14 protein-coding genes are annotated in these 21158 nt (G+C 45.5%); 7 read left to right on the top strand and 7 right to left on the bottom strand.

Annotated elements, in window-relative coordinates:
• Positions 1-29: 29 nt before the first annotated feature.
• Positions 30-1052: a DUF58 domain-containing protein gene (locus tag MY523_RS09885; protein ID WP_250658601.1), complete on the bottom strand. Its 1023-nt coding sequence runs from the start codon at positions 1050-1052 to the stop codon at positions 30-32.
• A 20-nt stretch (positions 1053-1072) separates the two neighbouring features.
• A complete protein-coding gene (locus tag MY523_RS09880) occupies positions 1073-2038 on the bottom strand; it encodes an AAA family ATPase (protein ID WP_250658600.1) in 966 nt (321 codons plus the stop codon).
• A gap of 276 nt (positions 2039-2314) precedes the next feature.
• On the opposite strand from MY523_RS09880, the gene MY523_RS09875 reads away from it, so the two are divergent.
• A complete protein-coding gene (locus tag MY523_RS09875; protein WP_250658599.1) occupies positions 2315-7171 on the top strand; it encodes an NAD-glutamate dehydrogenase in 4857 nt (1618 codons plus the stop codon).
• A 202-nt stretch (positions 7172-7373) separates the two neighbouring features.
• Here MY523_RS09875 and MY523_RS09870 read toward each other — a convergent pair whose 3' ends face one another.
• From MY523_RS09870 to MY523_RS09860, 4 genes are all read right to left on the bottom strand, one after another.
• The gene (locus MY523_RS09870; protein ID WP_250658598.1) at positions 7374-8210 is read right to left on the bottom strand and encodes a DUF6160 family protein; all 837 of its coding nucleotides are present in this window, start codon (positions 8208-8210) and stop codon (positions 7374-7376) included.
• Positions 8211-8655: 445 nt separating this feature from the next.
• On the bottom strand, positions 8656-8877 hold the full coding sequence (locus MY523_RS21935; protein WP_370301495.1) for a DUF2835 domain-containing protein: 222 nt from the start codon (positions 8875-8877) through the stop codon (positions 8656-8658).
• A 35-nt stretch (positions 8878-8912) separates the two neighbouring features.
• Entirely contained in the window at positions 8913-9491 is a 579-nt protein-coding gene (locus MY523_RS09865; protein WP_250658597.1) for a lytic transglycosylase domain-containing protein, read from the bottom strand.
• Between the two features lie 17 nt (positions 9492-9508).
• Positions 9509-11239 (bottom strand): proline--tRNA ligase, encoded by a 1731-nt coding sequence (locus tag MY523_RS09860; RefSeq protein WP_250658596.1) that lies wholly within the window; start codon positions 11237-11239, stop codon positions 9509-9511.
• 243 nt (positions 11240-11482) lie between these two features.
• Between MY523_RS09860 and MY523_RS09855 the strand changes: the two genes are divergently transcribed.
• Positions 11483-13258: a hypothetical protein gene (locus MY523_RS09855; protein ID WP_250658595.1), complete on the top strand. Its 1776-nt coding sequence runs from the start codon at positions 11483-11485 to the stop codon at positions 13256-13258.
• 29 nt (positions 13259-13287) lie between these two features.
• Here MY523_RS09855 and xseA read toward each other — a convergent pair whose 3' ends face one another.
• Positions 13288-14646: an exodeoxyribonuclease VII large subunit gene (gene xseA / locus MY523_RS09850; RefSeq protein WP_250658594.1), complete on the bottom strand. Its 1359-nt coding sequence runs from the start codon at positions 14644-14646 to the stop codon at positions 13288-13290.
• 81 nt (positions 14647-14727) lie between these two features.
• On the opposite strand from xseA, the gene guaB reads away from it, so the two are divergent.
• The 5 genes from guaB to MY523_RS09825 all read left to right on the top strand — a co-directional run bounded on the left by guaB (position 14728) and on the right by MY523_RS09825 (position 21049).
• Entirely contained in the window at positions 14728-16197 is a 1470-nt protein-coding gene (gene guaB, locus MY523_RS09845; protein WP_250658593.1) for an IMP dehydrogenase, read from the top strand.
• A 143-nt stretch (positions 16198-16340) separates the two neighbouring features.
• Positions 16341-17918, top strand: coding sequence for a glutamine-hydrolyzing GMP synthase (gene guaA / locus MY523_RS09840; protein WP_250658592.1), 1578 nt, complete (start codon positions 16341-16343; stop codon positions 17916-17918).
• A gap of 93 nt (positions 17919-18011) precedes the next feature.
• Complete coding sequence (gene tadA / locus MY523_RS09835) at positions 18012-18524, top strand: tRNA adenosine(34) deaminase TadA (protein WP_256470523.1); 513 nt, start codon at positions 18012-18014, stop codon at positions 18522-18524.
• A 129-nt stretch (positions 18525-18653) separates the two neighbouring features.
• Positions 18654-19643: a UDP-glucose 4-epimerase GalE gene (galE, locus tag MY523_RS09830; RefSeq protein WP_250658591.1), complete on the top strand. Its 990-nt coding sequence runs from the start codon at positions 18654-18656 to the stop codon at positions 19641-19643.
• A 65-nt stretch (positions 19644-19708) separates the two neighbouring features.
• Positions 19709-21049 carry a UDP-glucose dehydrogenase family protein gene (locus MY523_RS09825; protein ID WP_250658590.1) on the top strand — a complete coding sequence of 447 codons (1341 nt, stop codon included), beginning with the start codon at positions 19709-19711 and terminating at the stop codon, positions 21047-21049.
• Positions 21050-21158 lie beyond the last annotated feature (109 nt).

Genomic DNA, 21158 nt, shown 5'->3' with positions numbered 1-21158 from the left:
AATGCTTATTAATTGATGGTGCCTAATGACTAAATTACAAATTTCATGAGCCGCTGCATAATCGTATTAGGTGGAACAACGGTGTCCTGCTCAATATACGGAATGCCCATTCGGGACATGGCCTTACTGAGTCGCTCATTAAATGCGTGAATTTCTCTTGAGTACTGTTCTTGTGATGAAGGAGATTGAGTATCAAGAGAGCGAATACTAGCGCCATCACTTACTGTATAAGTGCCAGGGGGCGGCAGCTTGATTTCAAGTGCATCATAATTACGTATTACGGCAACATCATTATGCTTTGATAAGACTTGAATGTGCTGCTCCGTGGCGTTATTAAAGTCCAGTAAGTCACTTAGAATGAATATCAAAGTGCCTGGTTTTGCAATCCTTTGTGCTTCGAGCAATGCATCATTAAGCGTAAATGGCTGATCAGGTTTATCTGATGAGGTGTGCAGTGATGGGCGATGATCTATTTTTGCCTGCTGGCCCGTTTTTTTAACGGATAAAGCCTGATTGAAGTCTGCGATAATGTTGATAAACCTCATGACTGTTTTTCGACTTCTTGCCGGCTTTAATTCATGATGGCCGTTGTCTGAAAAAACGATGCCGCCTACACGGTCGCCTTTTTCTATTGCCATCCATGCCAGAAGCGCTGCAGACTGAGCGGCTCTTACCGATTTAAATGTGGTCGTGCTGCCGAAGAATTGAGAAATACTCTGATCGCAAATAATCAGAATCGGGCGTTCTCGCTCTTCATGGAACAGTTTGGTATGAGGTTTTTGTCTTCTTGCTGTTACGCGCCAATCAATACTTCTGACATCATCGCCTGGTTGATATAAGCGGACTTCAGAGAACTCCATTCCTCGGCCTCTGAAAGGGGATCGATGAACCCCACTTTGTTGCCTGACTGACCGTCGTGCAGATGGCATTTTTAGTGCCATGGCTTCGAAACGAAGCAGCATAAGCTCTTTAACGCTACAGTAGACAGTACTCTTTTCTACCGCTGGAGATTGAGACGACGTAGCTTGGACTGTACGATTAAACAGAGGCATGGTTACGACCTTTAATCAGCCTAAACAACAGGAACGCGCTCTACCAGCGTGTCTATTATTTTATCTGTTGTGATGCCTTCAGCTTCTGCTTCAAATGTAATAAGAACCCTATGCCGCAGCGTGTCATGAATCACTGCTCTTACATCGTCAGGGCTTACAAAGTCTTTACCGTGTAGCCATGCATGTGCTTTTGCACAGCGATCCAGTGAGATGGTTCCTCGTGGACTGGCCCCAAAGTCGATCCAGCGATTGAGATCATCGCCATAACGCCCAGGCTGACGGGTCGCAATAATCAGTTGCACAATATACTCTTCAACTGAGTCTGCCATGTAGAGCTTATTGACGGCACTGCGCGCATCAAATATGTCTGCCTGAGAAATCTTGTCCAGACTGCTTTGAATGTTGTCTTGTTCACTATACTCTTCTCTTGCTAACCGCAAAATTGACTTTTCTGCATCTGCATCGGGGTAGTCAATTTTTACGTGCATAAGAAATCGATCAAGCTGGGCTTCAGGTAACGGGTAGGTGCCTTCCTGTTCAATTGGGTTTTGAGTCGCCATAACCAGAAACAGACGGTCGAGCGAGAAGGTTTGTTTACCGACGCTGACCTGGCGTTCCGCCATCGCTTCGAGAAGCGCAGACTGAACCTTTGCCGGGGCTCGGTTAATTTCATCTGCCAGTACCAGGTTATGAAAAATCGGACCTTTCTGAAAATGAAACTGACCATCTTCGGGTCGATATATTTCAGTGCCTGTGACATCTGATGGTAGTAAATCAGGTGTAAACTGTATGCGTTGAAAGTTACCCTCCAGCATATTGGAAAGCTCTTTAATCGCCTTTGTTTTGGCGAGCCCTGGAGCGCCTTCAACAAGTAGGTGTCCGTCGGCTAGCAGCGCTATTAGCAGTCGATTGACTAAGTGTTCCTGCCCGATAATGTGTTGGCTTAGGTATTGTTTAAGAGATTTGAATGCGTTTTGAGGCTGCATGGTACGAAGCTCTTTTTTTCTCTGTTGTCGTTATAGTGAAAACCGCAAAAACTTGCTTGAATTATGCTAAATAGATGCCTAAAAGTAACTGAATTAGTTCGCTATTTGTATGATTGCTACCCTAATAGATAAAACTACAATAAGCAATTTCCAAAGCATGAACTATTCTTAATCTTATGTTTGTTCCATGCTAAAAATTCTGTGCCAAATAATAAACCGTAAATACGATGCTTCTTCAACCTATTTTGTTGGAGGGCTAATTTGAGGATAAGTTGGATGAACCACGTTACAACCGATTCAAAAGCTGTTTTTCTGAAAGAGTTGGCCAATTCCTTTGAAGCGAAGCTGGACAAGGCGGAAGCAAAAAAAGTAACCGATTTTGTCTTTCAGTTCTTTGGTGGTTTGCCCATGGAAGAGGTAACAGGTAAGCGGTTTTCGGATATTTACGGAGCAGTGTTAGCCAGCTGGAAATTTATTCAGCACCACAATTTAAAGCATCCAAAAGTGCGGGTATTTAATCCCGACCTGGAAGAAGACGGGTGGCAGTCGACTCATACAGTGATTGCTGTACTGCACAAGAACATTCCCTTTTTGGTTGACTCCATCCGCATGGCACTTAATGAACGTGAGTTAACGGTTCACTCTATTCAGCATGCCGTTTTAGGTATGGATAGAGACCGTTCGGGGAATTTGAAAAAGCTATTGCCCAGGGATCCTACGGGTGAATCCAATAAGACCGAGTCGCTGATGTTTATTGAGGTTGACCGCCATAATGAGTCAACGCGCCTGGAAGAACTGAAATCAGGTATCGAAACGGTTATTGAAGAAGTTAAAGTTGCGGTCGAAGATTACCCGGGGATGCGGGATAACGCAGAAGCCTTAATTAAAGAGTTTGGCAAGTTACCTAAATCTATTGCGGCAGAAGATATTGCGGAGGCGGGAGAGTTTATAAAGTGGGTCGTTGCCGACCACTTTACATTTTTGGGGTCAGTTGAATATGCCTATAATAAATCGGGTGATGATATTACTCTTGAAGTGGTTAAGGATTCACAGAAAGGGATTATGAAGAGCCATACCGAAAGCCATCAGAGGCTGAAGTTAGCTGATCTGCCCAAGCGAACACAAGAACATATCCTAAAGCCTGATATCTTCACCTTTGCGAAGTCATCTGAAAGATCCAGGGTTCATCGGCCAGCTTATCCGGATTATATCTCGGTTAAAAAGTTCAACAGTAAAGGAGAGGTGATAGGCGAGCGGCGATTCCTGGGCCTTTATACTGCCAAAGTCTATAACGAACGCCCGTCTGAAATACCGCTGCTACGGCGTAAAACCTCCGAAGTTATCGAACGATCCGGGCTAAACCTTGCTGATTATGGCGGTAAAGAGTTAGACCAGATTCTCTCAGTTTATCCAAGGGATGAGTTGTTCCAAATTAGTAGCGATGAACTTTATGATGTGGCGATGGGTATCCTGTATGTACAGGAGCGGCGTAAAATTCGCCTGTTTATGCGAGAGGATGCCTACGGGCGATTCGTCTCCTGCTTGGTCTATGTACCGAGGGAGATATATAGCACAGACTTGCGGCGTAAAATGGAGAAGGTTTTAGTTGAGGCGTTAAATGGCGTCGACATTGATTTTATGACCTTCTTCTCTGAATCTGTACTGGCTCGAACCCAGTTTAGTATACGAGTAAGTCCGGTTGAAAACAGGGAACTCAATGTTGCCGAGCTGCAAGACGAAATTATCGCCATTGCGCAATCCTGGCAAGATGGCCTGACAGAAGCGTTATATGAGGCTCATGGTGAAGAGCTGGCAAACCGCTATATTCATTTATATCAGAATGCGTTTACTTCCAGCTATAAAGAGGCGTTTTCTCCTCGTCGAGCGGTGATAGATATTGACCATATTGCGGCAATATCCGGTGGTAAACCGCTTTCAATGAGCTTTTATCGAGCCCTTGAAGAAGATGAGAAAATTATACATTTCAAGCTTTTTCATGGCGAGCAACCGGTTACCCTGTCTGATGTACTGCCGATTTTTGAAAATATGGGGTTAAGAGTTATTGGTGAACACCCATATGGAACGACTGACCGAACTGGTAACCGAGTCTGGATTCACGATTTCACCCTCTCTACCTACTCAAATCAGGTCGTCGATATTCATAAAGTCAGATCGATATTTGAAGAGCTGTTTGAAAAAGTCTGGTCTGGCGAAGCAGAAAGTGACCCGTTTAACCGGTTAGTGTTAGCCGCCTATTTGAACTGGCGCCAGATTGCAATGTTGCGCTCTTATGCTCGATATATGAGGCAAATAAGGGTTAGCAATAGTCAGCATTTTATTTCTAACACCTTGGTGAATCACGTAGACTTAACGGGAAAAATACTTGAGTTATTCGAAGCTCGGTTCTCTCCTGGCAAACACGCTAGCGAAGTTAAGCGTAAAGCGGCTCAGGAAAAGATAGAGATTGATTTCAATGAAGGGTTGGATAATGTCTCCAACCTGAGTGAAGATAAAATTCTCAGATTGTATATCGATCTTACGAAAGCGACATTGCGAACCAACTATTACCAGCCGACACCTACCGGCAAAGAAAAGCCTTACATGTCGTTTAAATTCAGTCCTAAGCTGATTCCTGACATTCCTCTGCCTGTCCCTATGTTCGAAATATTCGTCTACTCTCCACGAATTGAAGGGGTGCATCTGCGTGGCGGAAAAGTGGCAAGAGGCGGGTTGCGCTGGTCCGACAGGTATGAAGACTACCGTACTGAAGTGCTCGGATTGGTTAAAGCCCAGCAAGTTAAAAATGCGGTCATTGTTCCGGTCGGGGCAAAGGGTGGTTTTGTTGCTAAAAAGCTGCCAGACGGAGACCGGGATGCATTTATGAAGGAGGGGATTGCCTGTTATCAGACTTTTATTCGTGGTCTGTTAGATGTCACTGACAACCTGATAGAAGGCGAGTTGGTGCCACCGGAGCACGTTGTTAGGCATGACGAAGATGACTACTATTTGGTCGTTGCAGCGGATAAGGGGACGGCTACTTTCTCTGACATTGCCAACCAGATTTCGAGTGATTATAACTTTTGGCTTGGCGATGCGTTTGCATCGGGCGGAAGTAATGGTTATGACCACAAGAAAATGGGCATTACCGCCAGGGGAGCATGGGTTTCTGTTGAGCGACTCTTCCGTGAAGAGGGGCATAATACTGATACGACGGATTTTACGGCGGTGGGTATTGGTGACATGGCTGGCGACGTATTTGGGAATGGTATGCTGCGTTCCAGGCATACCAAGTTGGTTGCTGCTTTCAACCATATGCATATATTTGTTGATCCTAACCCAGACCCGGAAAAGAGCTTTGAAGAGCGTCAACGGCTGTTTGATATGCCAAGGTCTTCATGGGAAGACTATAACAGCAAGCTAATTTCAAAAGGGGGCGGTGTTTTCAATCGGTCTGCCAAATCGATTCCGATTAGTAATGAAATGAAGGCTTTGCTCGGCACCAGTTGTGACCGCATGCCACCAAATATGTTGATATCGCACATTCTTAAAGCGCAGGTAGACCTGATCTGGATTGGGGGAATTGGAACATATTTCAAAGCGTCCAGTGAATCTCACAACGATGTAGGTGATAAAGCAAATGATAATGTGCGCATCGATGGTCGTGAAATACGGGCCAAGATTGTTGGAGAGGGCGGAAACCTCGGCTTTACGCAGCTTGCCCGCGTTGAATTCAGTTTAGCGGGGGGGCGACTTAATACTGACTTTATCGATAATGCTGGTGGAGTGGATTGCTCTGACCATGAAGTTAATATCAAGATTCTACTAAATGAAGTAGTGGCCAATGGCGACTTAACCGAGAAGCAGCGGAATAATATGCTGTCTGAAATGACGGATGATGTAGCGGAGCTAGTGCTTAAAAACAATTATCGCCAGACTCAGGCGATCAGTATCGCCTGCACTGATTCGCTGACCCGGGTAGAAGAGTATCGCCGCCTTATTAATAGTATGGAAGCAGCGGGAAAACTTAATCGCTCACTTGAATTTATCCCTGATGATGAGGTGATTGCCGAACGAAAATCATTGGGCCAGGGGTTGTCACGACCAGAGCTATCGGTACTTATATCCTACGTGAAAGGTGACCTGAAGGAGCTGATTACCAATAGTGCGTTACCTGATGATCAGTGTCTATCCCACGAAATTGAATTGGTATTCCCGGAAAAACTGGTCAAGAAGTTTGGCAATGAAGTCCATAATCATAAGCTGCGCCGCGAAATTATCGCGACTCAGATTGCAAATGATATGGTTAACCATATGGGGATCACATTTGTAGAGCGTCTAAGGCAATCAACCGGCGCGACTTCTGCTGCTGTGGCGCTGGCCTATATTATCGCGAGGGATGCATTCAGACTGGAGTATTGGTGGGAGCAAATTGAGTCACTTGATTATAAGGTTAGCAGTGATACTCAAATGAAAATGATGAGCGAACTTATGCGGCTTATTCGCAGAGCATGTCGCTGGTTGCTGAGAAACCGTCGCAGTGAACTGAACGTTGCGGCGAATATGGAGAAGTTTGCCAAGGGTATTCAGGAAATATCCAGCAATTTGTCAAACTATCTAACAGGCGACCCAAAAGCCGATTGGGATAATACTTATAACCAGCTTACCCAAGAGGGAGTTCCAAAGGACATTGCGGAGACGGTTGCAGGTGCGGGGCATCTCTACTCTGCACTGGGTATCATTGAGGCGCAGGATATGAGTGGTTCGCCTATCAGCCGGGTGGCAAATGTTTATTATGCGCTGGGGGATAGGCTTGACCTGAGCTGGTTTGGCCAGCAGCTCAATATTCTTACGCCGACAACTCATTGGCAGGCTCTGGCACGTGAAGCATTCCGTGAAGACCTGGACTGGCAGCAGCGCGCATTAACAGTTGGTGTGTTGAGAATGAAGAATGCGCCAGATGAAGTAGAAAAGCGCTTGGATATATGGGTTGACTACCATCGAGACCTTGTTGATCGCTGGTCCGTTATGCTTTCTGAGTTGAAGACCTCTACCGAGAGCGAATTTGCCATGTACTCTGTCGCATTGCGTGAACTACTCGATCTGGCCCAAAGTACTGCCCACCAAGTAGAGTAGAAGAGAGTAGAAGAGAGTAGAAGAGAGTAGAAGAGAGTATAGAGGATGAGGGGCTAGGGGGTATTAGCTGTTTGCACTGGGTATTTTATCCTGCCGGGTGCTTGCATCACACTCCTTCTATTTTAGTGTTGCCTTAAAAATGACACAAAAAAGCCCCCAGCTAAATCATTAGCTGGGGGCTTTTTTTTCTAACTGTCGCTAACTAGTGTGCTGACAATTTAAATGTAGTGTTGGTAATTCTCATATTGTTTAAGTCGACAGACCCCATCGATTGGCTAGTACCACCAAACTTAATGGCACCAATATTTACATCCATTGCAACATCAGATAGGCCGAGAACCATCTTGCCGCTGTCTTGATAAAGGTCGATTTCGGCTACAACAAAGTCAGTCTTGTCACCACCGGCTCCGCTTACCGCAACGTCTTCGAGCTGTAATCCCAAAAATGCGACATCTAGATCCATATCCTGGATGTTAAACTCGATGTTTGCTTGCAGAACATCTGTGCTGGCACTGCCACCAAACGCTGTTTTATCTTCTTTGTGCAGTGTTAAATCAAGATTATTAATTTGACCTTTAAATGTTGATCGACCTAGTAGTGTAAAGCTAGAATCGCCGTTCTCTTTTTGCAGCTCAACACTGCCAAGAGTAATACCGTAATCAACGGCAGGGCCTGTCATATCGACAATAAGCTCGCCTTGGTCATTAATATCAATATCAAACGTTAAATCGTCAAGGGTACTGCTGGCAACAACGCCGCCTGCTCCAGAGTTTGCAGCAGGATCCCAAATGTCACTTCCACCTACGGCGATATTTTTAATTGCAAGCTGGCCGCCTCCTTTGGTATCGGACGCGTTTTCTTTTGTATCAGTATAAACAATGCTATCAAACTCTACGTGGGCACCTACTTCCAGTGTGATACCTGCCTGACCGGAAATGTCCGACATCAGCGTGTCGTCCATTGGCTTAAGTTCGGCTTGAGCCAGTAGTGGTGCTGATGAAATAGCAGTAACTAGAGCAATTTTCTTAAAGTTATTCACATTAAATCTCCTGGTACAACATAAAAACCAGTTGGTTTTATTGTTATTTGAATGATAATTAATAAGTTAAGTGTTGATCTCTAGCGTTATAGTTTTTATTCGTCTCTGGTTTAGTACTCAGTAGCACTTCTAATTGTTAGCCGTTGCACTTTGTTACAAGTGATTACGCTTTGAAATACTTAGTACATGTGTACATATATTAGGGAGAGTCTAAAAATCTATCTATTCGATTGTGTTACGTTACGTGTAGTGATGTAAATGAAATGTGAAATGAGGTCATAAATGAGGATGTTGATGGCTTAACTAGCTGAAAAATAAAATAAATTTAAATTATTAGGCTAGTTTGTAAAATGTGATTGATGTCACGTTTAACCGAGGAGGAAGTGCCTATGTCAACGTTTTGTTCAGTGTATTGTAAGTGAAGGCCCTCTAAATGGGGCGCAGATTAAGCTGTTTTGATTATGGAGGAAAACTTGCCTTGATCATCGAAATAGATATCAAAACTCCCGGATATGCCAAAGTGAGTTACATACTGTTGGAGAATATTCGCAGGAAACTGAATTCTTCTACCATCCCTGCTTGTTGCGCTGACTGTTCTGGCAGAGCCTCTGTAGATTTTTAACCATTCATCAGCGGAGATAGTGAGATCTATTGATATTTTTTGCATCTAAGTATGAAAGCATCTAAGTATGAGTGAAACGTTTAGATATTGTTAACAAACCAGTACTTTTCCCAGGCGGTCAGTACTTTTTCCGGGTACCAGGTCTTTCCCAGGCTTCCATTATACCGGGCCAATGCCCTGATCAAATCCCCTTTTTCTCGGTCTATATAGTGTTTCAGTATAGTACAGCCATAACGTAAATTGGTGTCTACGCTTGTCAGGTTGTCTGTAGGGCGGCCTATCTCATTCTTCCAGAATGGCATGACCTGCATCAGCCCTTGAGCCCCAACACGAGAGATTGCAAAGCGATCAAACAGGCTTTCGATATGAATCACTGATAGCACTAGCTCGGGTTCTACACCTGCTCTAGTGGCTTCGCGGTGAACTTTTTTCAATAGTTCAAGCCGTTTATTTGGGTCTTTAATATAGCGGCTCATTCGGCTAGACATATCGACTAACCATACTTCAGCTTCAAACCGGTCTTCAAAGCTACTGGCTTCGTTTACTGTGCGCTTTAGCGCGGCTCGCAACTCGGGGTCAACGCTTTGGCCGAACACAGAGGTAGAAAACGCCATTGCGATCATTAGGCTCAAAAACGACGTTAAGCGACCTCTGTTCATACTACTGCTCCGACCTATCAGCTTAGCTTTATTCTTGATTTTAACAGGCTGATGATTTCATCGCTTGCCACTTCCTGCTTCTCATCGTCAAGGCGCCCTTTGTATTCGACATTTCCTTTCTCCAGGCCTCGGTCGCCAATGACCACTCGGTGTGGAATGCCCAGCAGTTCAACATCGGCTAGCATTCCGCCGAGGCGCGCCTTTTCTTCATCCATGAGCAATACGTCGTAACCCGCGCTGGTCAGCTCTTGATAGAGTGCTTCGCACTTTTCTGAGACTGCGTCAGATTTGTGCATGTTGATGGGGATAATCGCGATATGGAATGGGGCGATTGCGTCGGGCCATATAATGCCGTTTTCATCATTATTTTGTTCGATAGAGGCAGCAACAACTCGAGAGACACCAATGCCGTAACAGCCCATCTCCATGATTTTTGCTTTCCCGTTTTCATCCAATACCGTGGCATTCATTGCGGTGCTGTATTTGTTGCCTAATTTAAAGATATGGCCGACTTCAATGCCGCGTTTAATTTCAATAGTTCCCTTTCCGTCAGGGCTTTGATCACCTTCGATGACATTGCGCAGGTCTGCTACCTCAGTCAATGGGCAGTCTCGCTCCCAATTGACGCCTGTTAGATGTACATCTTCTTTATTGGCACCACAGACAAAGTCTGCAAGATGCGCAGCACTTCTATCAACGATGGTTCGAAGGTTTAGTGAAACAGGCCCTAATGACCCCACAGAGCAACCGGTCAGAGTTTTAATCTCTTCATCGGTCGCAAAACAGAGCGGATTAGCAATACCTTCGACTTTCTCTGCTTTTATTTCATTAAGCGTATGATCGCCTCGTACTACCAGCGCGACCAATGGTGCGTTGCCTTCTTCATCTTCAACACCTTTAACGATAAGCGTCTTGACTACCTTATTGGCAGCCACGTTAAGCAGGCCAGACACCTCATCTATCGTTTTTTGGCCTGGCGTCGCTACTTCTTTCAGTGCTTCAGTGGGGGCTGCTCGTTCGCCATTGGGGGCCAGTGCTTCAGCCATTTCGATGTTAGCGGCAAAATTGCTTTCTGAGCTAAATGCAATATCGTCTTCTCCAGACTCAGCCAATACGTGGAACTCATGCGACGCGCTGCCGCCGATGCTGCCAGAGTCTGCCTGCACCGCTCTAAAATCCAGGCCAAGCCGGTTAAATATATTGGTATAGGCCTGATACATTATTTGGTAAGTTTCATCCAGGGATTCATGATCTATATGGAAAGAATACGCATCTTTCATCAAAAATTCTCTTGAACGCATAATGCCGAAGCGAGGGCGGCGCTCGTCACGAAACTTTGTTTGCACCTGGTAAAAGTTAGCAGGCAGTGACTTATAGCTCTTTAGCTCATTTCGGATCAGGTCGGTGATGACCTCTTCGTGAGTTGGCCCTACGCAGAAGTCTCTATTGTGCCTATCTTTAACACGGAGCAATTCGCCGCCGTATTCCTGCCAACGGCCTGACTCTTCCCAGAGTTCCGCAGGTTGAATCGCAGGCATGAGGACTTCTTGAGCGTTGGCTTTATCCATCTCTTCGCGAACGATGCGTTCGACTTTACGCAGCACGCGCAGGCCCATCGGCAACCAAGTGTAGAGTCCTGAGGCCAGTTTTCTGATCATTCCTGCTCTTAGCATTAGCTTGTGGCTGATGACTTCGGCATCTGCAGGAGTTTCCTTGAGGGTTGCAATAAGATAACGGCTTGCGCGCATAGGGTGTATGTTCCACTGAAAATGAATAGATTTGATAGTTGAGTTGTGCTTATAGACGTATTTTATGCTGTGTGAAGCGAATCGTACAGCGGAGTTTTGTTGACATATTTTGTATAGGCGGACGGGTGTCAGTGTAATTATTGGGACTATTGAACCAAAGTATGACGGAGTGCCCAATTGTAACTGTTTGTATCTGTAAAATAGTGACTAATTGTCTAACAATTATCAATGTGGTCACTATTTATGAAATTTTCTACTGTCGCTCTCTTAATGTTTCTGGTCTCCGGTTGCGCCATTGATCGTGTAAACCAAGTGGGAGAAGGTGGTGCTTCTCAAGGCGGGGCGCTCAGTGCTGTTAACGTTGATAGTGACAATGCGAGCCATGAACAGCTTGCTGAGAACGAGGTTTCAGAAGAGCCTCCTCGAAGCATTCTTCGCTATCTGCCAGAGTATGTCTATTTGAGTAAGCCCAGTAACTCTTCCACTGCCTACGCATTATGGGTTACTCATGAAGAGGATAGCCAATACCATGTACCTTGGCGTATTGGAGGGGACTGGTTTGTTGAAAATAGTGATCAAATCATCATAGACCCTGTTAACAAAACAATTTCGCTAGGTTTTGACGAAGATCTGGCTTCACTGGATACGTGTTCCCAGACGTTATTAAATCAGGAGCGAGGGCTGAACGGCTACTCTCCATGCAATAGCCGTTTTTATCTGTTTAAGCCTATTGTTAAGGTGCCTGAGCCCGTTACTGAGCATGTGCCAGATCAACCGCGTTCATTCTGGCAGCGTCTGTTAGGTAGCGATGAGTCTCAGGAAGCGGATGTTGCACCAGTTAATAAGCGTTCCGAAGTAGGTAAGGATTCTGAAGTGGGTAAGGGGTCCGAAATGGAAAAGGGCGCAGAGTCTGGTGAACTTGGTGGTGATGAGCCTGAATTGGCGCAATCAGAAGCCGCTGAAGGTTCAACGGTTGAGGGTGCTGAAGAGGCTTATGAGGCGACGTTGGATCTCGATAAACTGGCGCTGACCGTTGTGCAACTGAATCTGCAATCAAAAGCAAGGAAAGAAATATCTGGTAAATCTGAAACGCTGGAAGCCATAGAAAGTAGATTATTAGCAAAAATTAAGGCATCACAACAGTATTTCGAACAGAGTTTGGTAAACGCCCAGCGTAAGGCTATAAAGCAGTACGCTGATGGAGCGACCCTGGATAGGCTGGAGATAAAAAAGCAGACGATTGATAAATCCGGGTATTTCAACTACGACATAAACTGGCCCGCAGAAGTGCTCATTAAACCTTCTTTACTACAGGTAGAAAAGGTGAGTTATGGACGCTATCTGAAGGAGTTTAAGCAGTTTGAAGTGACAGATGCTTCCGAACCGCTGGCAAATCTTACGTTGTCGAAGATGAAGAAGCAGTATCTCAAAGATCGGCGGAGAATCATGCAGAGTCTCGCAAGAAATACGTCATATTACCCGATCGCTTGTCCTGCCCCTGAGTTCATGGGGGATTACCAGGTAGTGGTGAAGTGTCCAGAAAAAATTGCTGCTACGAAAGAGGCTTTATCGGTCACTCTTGTATATGAAGTATTGGCCAAACGTTTTGACTTGATGATCCCCAGGTATACAAGTTATAACAATGACTTAACCATAGTTGCGGATGCTCAAACGCTCTCACTGAAAAATAACAGTGAATCGCATATTAATGTCAACCAAATCAACTGGTTAGCAAACGATGCTGCTCAGCGTGTTACACGAAAGACCGATAAAAATACTGTGATTGCGATAGCTAAGGGGCAAACAGTTAATATACCGCTGGCCGAGATCGTAGCGGGCGACCTTAGAAAAGAACTGGAAATTCCATATCTTTCAAAGCGTCAGGCGCTTCGCAAGCATATCGATTATGGCTTTGATGTGTCGTACCAGTTAGTTGACGGTGGCGGTCAGGGGCTGGCTGCTAACCGGCTTAATCAAACAAGTCGATACAATTTGAATGAGTTGCTGTTGAGCCGCTAATGAGGCCGGGTTTGACCTTAATGACGTCACTATACAGGCTTGGTCTCGATGACTTCGCTATAAATAAACCCATCCGCTAGTTTGGTTTTGAGCGCCTCCCCCGGTTTCACATCCCTTATTGACTTAACGACAGGGTGTTGCTGGCTGGTAACAATTGCGTAGCCTCTGGTTAGTGTCGACAAGGGGCTTACCGCTTCTAGCGTCTGCACGTTTCGCATCAATTGCTGTTGTTTATTCTCCATCATGTGTCTTATGGTTTGGCTTAGCTTCTGGAACTCTTTGTCCAGCGCGATTTTTGCTGCATTAACTTTGGCTGTTGGCGACTGACTATGAAGACGTTGTTGCAATGCATTAAGTTGTTGGTAGAGGCTAGAGATGTGTCGATGACTGCTCTGGTGTAGGCGAGTGCTTAAATCTGTTAGCCGGGCATAGTTCTCCTGAAGCTTTTTCTCTGGATGTTTGATATGGGAGCGCAGGGCATCCACTTTTTGTATTTCTGATGACAGTTTCCTGAGCATTGCATGGTGAATCCGATCCATAAGGTGGTCGAGATTCTGGCGCCACTCATATTGATCAGGGCTTAGCTTTTCTGCTGCTGCAGAAGGCGTAGGCGCTCGGTAATCGGAAACAAAATCTGCGATGGTGAAGTCGACCTCATGGCCTATGGCACTGACGACTGGAAGCGTGCTGTTGTATATTGCTCTGGCGACAGCTTCTTCGTTGAATGCCCAAAGGTCTTCCAGTGAACCGCCTCCCCGTCCAACAATAATCGCATCTGCCTGCTGATGAATATTGGCTTGGTTAATCATGTTGGCTATCTCAATAGCGGCGCCATCTCCCTGAACGGTGGCTGGGTAGATGGTCACTTCAATCTGCGGAAACCGTCGTTTTAGTACGGTAAGAATATCGTGAATTGCAGCACCTGTAGGTGAGGTTACAACGGCTATTTTCTTAGGGTGTGACGGAATGGCTTTTTTATGAGACTGATCAAATAACCCTTCAGCTGCGAGCTTGGCCTTCAACTGCTCAAATGCTTTTTGTAAGTCTCCAGCGCCAGCAGGCTCCATTGACTCCACGATCAACTGATAGTCACCGCGTCCTTCATACAGGCTGACTTTGGTTCTAACAACGACTTTTTCACCTTCTTTAGGTGTAAAGCGGAGCCGCTGATTTTGCCCCCGAAACATGGCACAACGAATTTGTGCCTTGTCATCCTTGAGTGTGAAATACCAGTGGCCAGAGGAGGGCCTTGAAAAGCTGGCTAGTTCACCTTCAACCCATATCTGGAGAAAGCTGGCTTCTAAAAGCTGCTTCACTTGTCTGTTTAGCTCTGAAACTGTCAGTGCTACTTTTTTTTTGTTGGCGACGTCAAAGGAATTAGTCTGCATATTCTATTGCCTGGTTTACTGTATTGAATGACCTATATATAATTGTCCGATTAATCTTGGCAAGTTTATAAGGCTGTTCATATGCTGCGAATCGCGCAAGAAGCACTAACATTCGATGATATTCTCTTGATTCCTGGATATTCTGAGGTTCTTCCTAAGGATGTCTCGCTTCAAACCCAAATCACCCGTGGAATTACTCTAAATATTCCGTTGGTTTCCGCGGCGATGGATACGGTCACTGAGTCGCCCTTGGCGATAGCTATGGCTCAGGAAGGCGGTATCGGTATTATTCACAAAAACATGTCAATTGAACAGCAGGCTGCCGCAGTAAGAGCTGTTAAAAAGTTTGAAAGTGGTGTGGTGAAAGACCCTATCACGGTTTCTCCTGAAACAACTGTTCGGGAACTCCTGGATATTACATTTGCGAATAAAATATCTGGTTTACCTGTTGTCGATGGTAAAGATCTTATTGGTATTGTGACAGGAAGAGATATTCGCTTTGAAAGCCGCCTTGATACTAAAGTTTCAGAAATAATGACGCCAAAAGAGAAGTTGGTGACAGTGCTTGAAGGTACCGATCTGGAGACCGTAAAAAACCTACTTCACAAGCACCGTATAGAAAAGGTGCTGGTGGTTAACGAGGACTTTGAGCTGAAAGGGCTGATGACGGTTAAAGATATCCAGAAGTCACAGGATTACCCTAGAGCCTGCAAAGATGATCAGGGGCGCTTACGTGTAGGTGCTGCTGTAGGCACAGGGGCTGATACTGAAGAGCGAGTATCTGCTTTAGTTCAGGCAGGCGTTGATTTGGTGGTTGTTGATACGGCTCATGGTCACTCGAAAGGTGTTATTGATCGCGTGCGCTGGGTAAAAGAGCAGTTCCCGGATGTTCAGGTTGTTGGCGGAAATATCGCGACGGCAGAAGCTGCTACGGCGCTGGCTGATGCGGGTGCAGATGCCGTTAAGGTTGGGATTGGCCCAGGCTCTATATGTACTACTCGTATTGTTGCGGGTATTGGTGTTCCTCAAATCTCTGCAATTTCAAACGTCGCTGAAGCATTAAAAGAGCGCGGTATACCGCTCATTGCAGATGGTGGTATTCGCTTTTCTGGTGATGTTGCCAAGGCAATAGCTGCCGGGGCTTCCTGTATTATGATCGGTAGTTTGTTAGCCGGTACCGATGAAGCGCCAGGCGAGATAGAGCTGTTCCAAGGTAGAAGCTATAAGGCATATCGTGGTATGGGGTCACTCGGAGCCATGGGGCAAAGCCAGGGCTCTAGCGACCGTTATTTTCAAGACGCCAGTTCAGGTGTTGACAAGTTGGTTCCAGAGGGCATTGAAGGGCGTGTTGCTTGTAAAGGGCCAATGTCTAATATCGTCCACCAGCTGATGGGTGGTTTACGAGCCAGCATGGGTTACACAGGCAGTCAGGATATTCTGGAAATGCGAACCAAACCGCAGTTTGTACGCATTACATCCGCAGGAATGAAAGAGAGCCACGTACATGATGTGACAATCACCAAGGAAGCGCCTAACTACCGCGTAGGGTAGTTTTGGTGAAATCTTTAAACGAGGCCTTTGCGAGCCCAGTAGTTGTGCAAAGGTCTCGAAACAAATAATTTGCTAATTTATTACGGGGATGAAGCCATTTGCTTCGCCCCGTTTTGCGTTTACTCTAGAGTGGTTAACTCCCTATGACTCAAAATATTCACGCTCATCGCATATTGATTTTGGACTTCGGTTCTCAGTACACACAGCTAATCGCTCGACGAGTACGAGAAATTGGTGTTTATTGTGAAATTCGTGCTTTTGATATGACAGAAAGTGAAATCACTGAATTTGCACCAAAAGGGATTATTTTGGCAGGTGGACCTGAGTCGGTGACAGGTGACTCTACGCCTAGAGCGCCCGAGTGTGTGTTCTCTATGGGGATTCCTGTGCTGGGCATCTGCTATGGTATGCAGACGATGGCAGAGCAGTTGGGGGGTAAGGTTGCCAGTTCAGAGAAACGCGAATTTGGTTATGCGCAAGTCGCTGTCAAGACCGACAATGATCTACTGTTAGATATTAAAGACCATGTCAGTGAACAGGGGGAGTCCCTACTGGATGTCTGGATGAGCCATGGTGATAAAGTTGTGGCGATGCCAGAAGGTTTTGAATTGATGGCGTCAACAGAAAGTGCGCCGATTGCAGGCATGTTTAATCGAGAAAAGCACTTTTATGGCGTGCAGTTCCACCCAGAGGTTACTCATACTTTGCAGGGTGGAAGGATACTAGAGCACTTTATATTGTCGATTTCAGGCTGTGAGGCTCTGTGGACACCTAGCCACATCGCTGAAGACGCAATCAAAACTATTCGTGAACAAGTCGGCTCTGATCATGTGTTATTGGGGCTCTCTGGAGGCGTCGACTCATCAGTGGTGGCTGCGCTTCTGCATAAAGCGATTGGCGACCAGTTGACCTGTGTTTTTGTTGATAACGGTTTGCTTCGCCTTAATGAGGGCGATCAAGTGATGGATATGTTCGCTAAAAACATGGGGGTTAAGGTTATTCGTGCGGATGCGTCAGAGCTGTTCCTGTCTCGTCTCGAAGGCGTTTCCGATCCTGAGCAAAAGCGCAAAGTAATCGGTAATACTTTCATCGAAGTGTTTGACCAGGAGTCCGCCAAAATCGACAACGTTAAGTGGTTGGCGCAGGGGACTATATATCCGGATGTTATCGAATCAGCTGCATCTAAGACCGGTAAAGCTCATGTCATAAAGTCACACCATAATGTGGGTGGTCTGCCTGATGATATGAAATTAGAGTTGGTCGAACCATTACGCGAGCTGTTTAAGGATGAAGTTCGAAAACTGGGTTTGGAGTTAGGCTTGCCCTATGACATGGTATACCGTCATCCTTTTCCTGGGCCTGGCTTAGGTGTTCGTATTTTGGGCGAAGTGAAAAAAGAGTATGCGGATATTTTGCGTAGAGCCGATGCGATTTTCATCGAGGAGCTTCATCGAGCAGATTTTTACCACAAAACGAGTCAGGCATTTGCTGTGTTTTTACCAGTAAAATCAGTCGGTGTGGTAGGCGATGCGCGCCGCTATGAGTATGTTGTTGCATTGCGTGCCGTTGAGACCATTGATTTTATGACCGCTCGATGGGCGCATTTACCTTATGAATTGCTTGAGTTGGTCTCTAATCGGATTATCAATGAAATATCCGGTATTTCTCGCGTGACATATGATATCTCGTCTAAGCCTCCTGCAACGATTGAGTGGGAATAAACCCCAGTGCTTAGTTCTTGTATATAGTAAAGTCAGTGTTTGTAGATTGTATTTTATAGACTGTATTTATAGATTGTAAAAAAAGGTGAATCATTGAGCCAGAGGCTTTCAGAAGATGAAAGATGGATGCATTATGCACTGGATCTGGCTCGCAAGGCTTATGATCAGGGAGAGGTTCCTGTTGGCGCGGTAATTGTTCGTGATGGGCGTATTATTGGCGAGGGCTGGAATAGGCCTATTGGTGCTAATGACCCTTCAGCCCACGCTGAAATTGTTGCACTCAGAGATGCGGGCGCTAAAGAAAGTAATTATCGTCTACCAGATAGTGTTATGTATGTCACTATCGAGCCTTGCACTATGTGTGTTGGGGCGCTTATTCACGCGAGAGTAAGCAAGGTAGTTTACGGCGCAGTAGAACCTAAAGCAGGAGCGGTGGTAAGCAGAAATAAACTGTTTGAGCATGACTCAGTCAACACTGTTGTTGAGCATGCAGGCGGTGTTTGTGAGGATGAATGTAGCGCAATTATCAGCGCGTTCTTTGCAGAGCGAAGGGCCCATAAGAAACGGGCCAAATATGCGAAAAGCGCCGCTGATAAACATGGTTAATCACCGCTATCGTTATTTAGAAATATAGTTATTAACGTCCGGTTATTTATAAATACAGCTGGTCATAAACTTAGTTAGTCATAAGCATAGTTAGTCATAAGCATAGCTAATCATAAGGATATTGGTGATATGAAAGTTCTGGTTACAGGTGGTGCAGGTTACATTGGTAGTCATGTCGTCAGGCAGTTGGGCGAGGCAGGCCATGACATTGTTGTGTACGATAATTTGTCGACCGGTTACGAGTGGGCCGTTACTTTTGGAGAGTTGGTGGTAGGAGATCTAGCGGATGTTGATGCCCTCGACCGGTTATTTGAAACTCACCAATTTGAAGCGGTGTTGCACTTTGCTGCTCATATTGTCGTGCCTGAATCGGTGGAAAATCCTTTAAAATATTATCGAAATAATACCCGTAATACACTTAATTTGTTGGGCGCAATTGAGAAATACCAGACTCCATATATGGTCTTTTCGTCAACTGCAGCGGTTTATGGCATGCCTGAAGAAAAAATCATGACGGAAGATTTACCGCTGGCCCCAATAAACCCATACGGCTCGTCAAAAATGATGAGCGAGCAGATGATTAGAGACCTGTCTGAGGCTTCGAATCTTAAGCATGTTATTTTGCGCTACTTTAATGTTGCTGGTGCAAATTTGGAAGGCCGCTTGGGTCAGGCCACGCCAGAAGCAACACACTTGATCAAGGTGGCTTGTGAATGTGCTCGTGGTGTAAGAGACGGTATGAAGGTTTTTGGTACCGATTACGAGACTCGCGATGGCACCTGTATTCGTGATTATATTCACGTAGAGGATCTTGCCAAAGCTCATGTTATGGCATTGGAATACATGGCAAAAGGTGGTGACTCTGATGTGCTTAATTGCGGATACGGAAGTGGGTTCACGGTTAATGAAGTGATTGACGTCGTGAAAGAGAGTTCTGGTGTTGACTTTCCTGTTGAGCAGGTTGGGCGAAGAGCGGGAGACCCTGATGCGTTAATGGCGGATAACAGCAAAATCAAAAGAGTGCTGGGGTGGACGCCAGACCATAATGATTTAAGTGTCATAGTAAAATCGGCCTTGAACTGGGAAGGCTTGTGGCAGGAGAAAAAAGGGAGGACTTAATCGTCCCTCTATTTTTAGCACGTTATTAGCAGCTTGTTTATTTTTAGGATATATAAGGGAATTAGATGAAAATTACGATTTTTGGTACAGGGTATGTGGGCTTGGTTACTGGTGCATGCTTGGCTGACGTAGGGCATGATATTTTATGCATGGATGTAGATGCCAATAAAATTGCTAATCTTGAAAACGGCATTATCCCAATATTTGAGCCTGGCCTAGAGTCCATTGTGGAGTCAAACGTAAAGGCGGGCAGGCTCAACTTTACCACTGATGTCAAGACGGCTGTTGATCATGGTGACCTGCAGTTTATTGCGGTTGGTACGCCTCCCGATGAAGATGGGTCGGCTGATTTACAATATGTTTTGGCTGTCGCAAAAAGCATTGGGCAGAACATGACTGAATACAAAGTCGTCATTGATAAATCCACGGTACCTGTCGGGACTGCCGACAAAGTTAATGCGATGATTGCAGAGCAGCTATCTTCACGTGGCGAGAAAATTGACTTTGATGTTGTGTCGAATCCGGAGTTCCTGAAAGAGGGAGCCGCTGTAAATGACTTTATGAAGCCTGACAGGATTGTTGTTGGGGCTGAAAGTGACAGTGCAAGGGAGTTGATTCGAGAGGCTTATGCGCCATTTAACCGAAACCATGACCGTATGGTATTTATGGATATTCGATCTGCTGAATTAACAAAATATGCCGCTAACGCCATGCTGGCGACAAAAATCAGCTTTATGAACGAAATGGCCAATCTAGCCGAGCGACTAGGTGCAGATATAGAGCAGGTTCGTAAAGGGATAGGCTCCGACCCACGCATTGGATACCATTTTATTTACCCAGGTTGTGGTTATGGTGGTTCTTGCTTTCCAAAAGACGTTCAGGCACTTGCGCGCACAGCAGGTCAGGTCGGATATGACTCGGTTTTATTGAACGCGGTTGAAAAGGTTAATTACGCTCAGAAAAGTGTTCTTTTCGATAAAATTAGGCACTACTTTAACGGTGACTTAAGTGGAAAAAACATTGCGGTATGGGGGTTGTCATTCAAGCCAAATACTGATGATATGAGAGAGGCGTCCAGTCGTGTATTGATGGAGTCGCTATGGGCAGAAGGCGCTAAGGTTCAAGCATTCGATCCTGAGGCGATGGAAGAGACTCAGCGTATATACGGTGATCAGGATGGCTTAATGCTTTGCGGGACAAAAGAGCAGGCTCTGAAAGGCGCTGACACTCTTGTTATTGTCACAGAGTGGAAAGAGTTCCGCTCACCTGATTTCGATTTGATCAAAGAGTCGTTAACTGAATCTGTTATTTTTGACGGACGTAACTTGTATGAGCCTGCTGCAATGGAGCGAAAAGGCTTTACCTACTATGCGATTGGTCGAGGCGAGAACCAGTTTAAATCATAAGTCTTAACCGGTTTTTGATGTGTGTTTGTGTGCTTTTAGCTTGTTATGGGTAAAAGCACGCTGTTTCCCGAGAAGAGCTGACCAGTTGGTCGGCTCTTTTTCGTTATAT

Origin of the sequence: Alkalimarinus coralli (assembly GCF_023650515.1) — a bacterium.
GTDB lineage: Bacteria > Pseudomonadota > Gammaproteobacteria > Pseudomonadales > Oleiphilaceae > Alkalimarinus > Alkalimarinus coralli.
The sequence above is the reverse complement of the archived record's forward strand: the minus strand, read 5'-3'. Positions and strand labels throughout refer to the sequence as shown.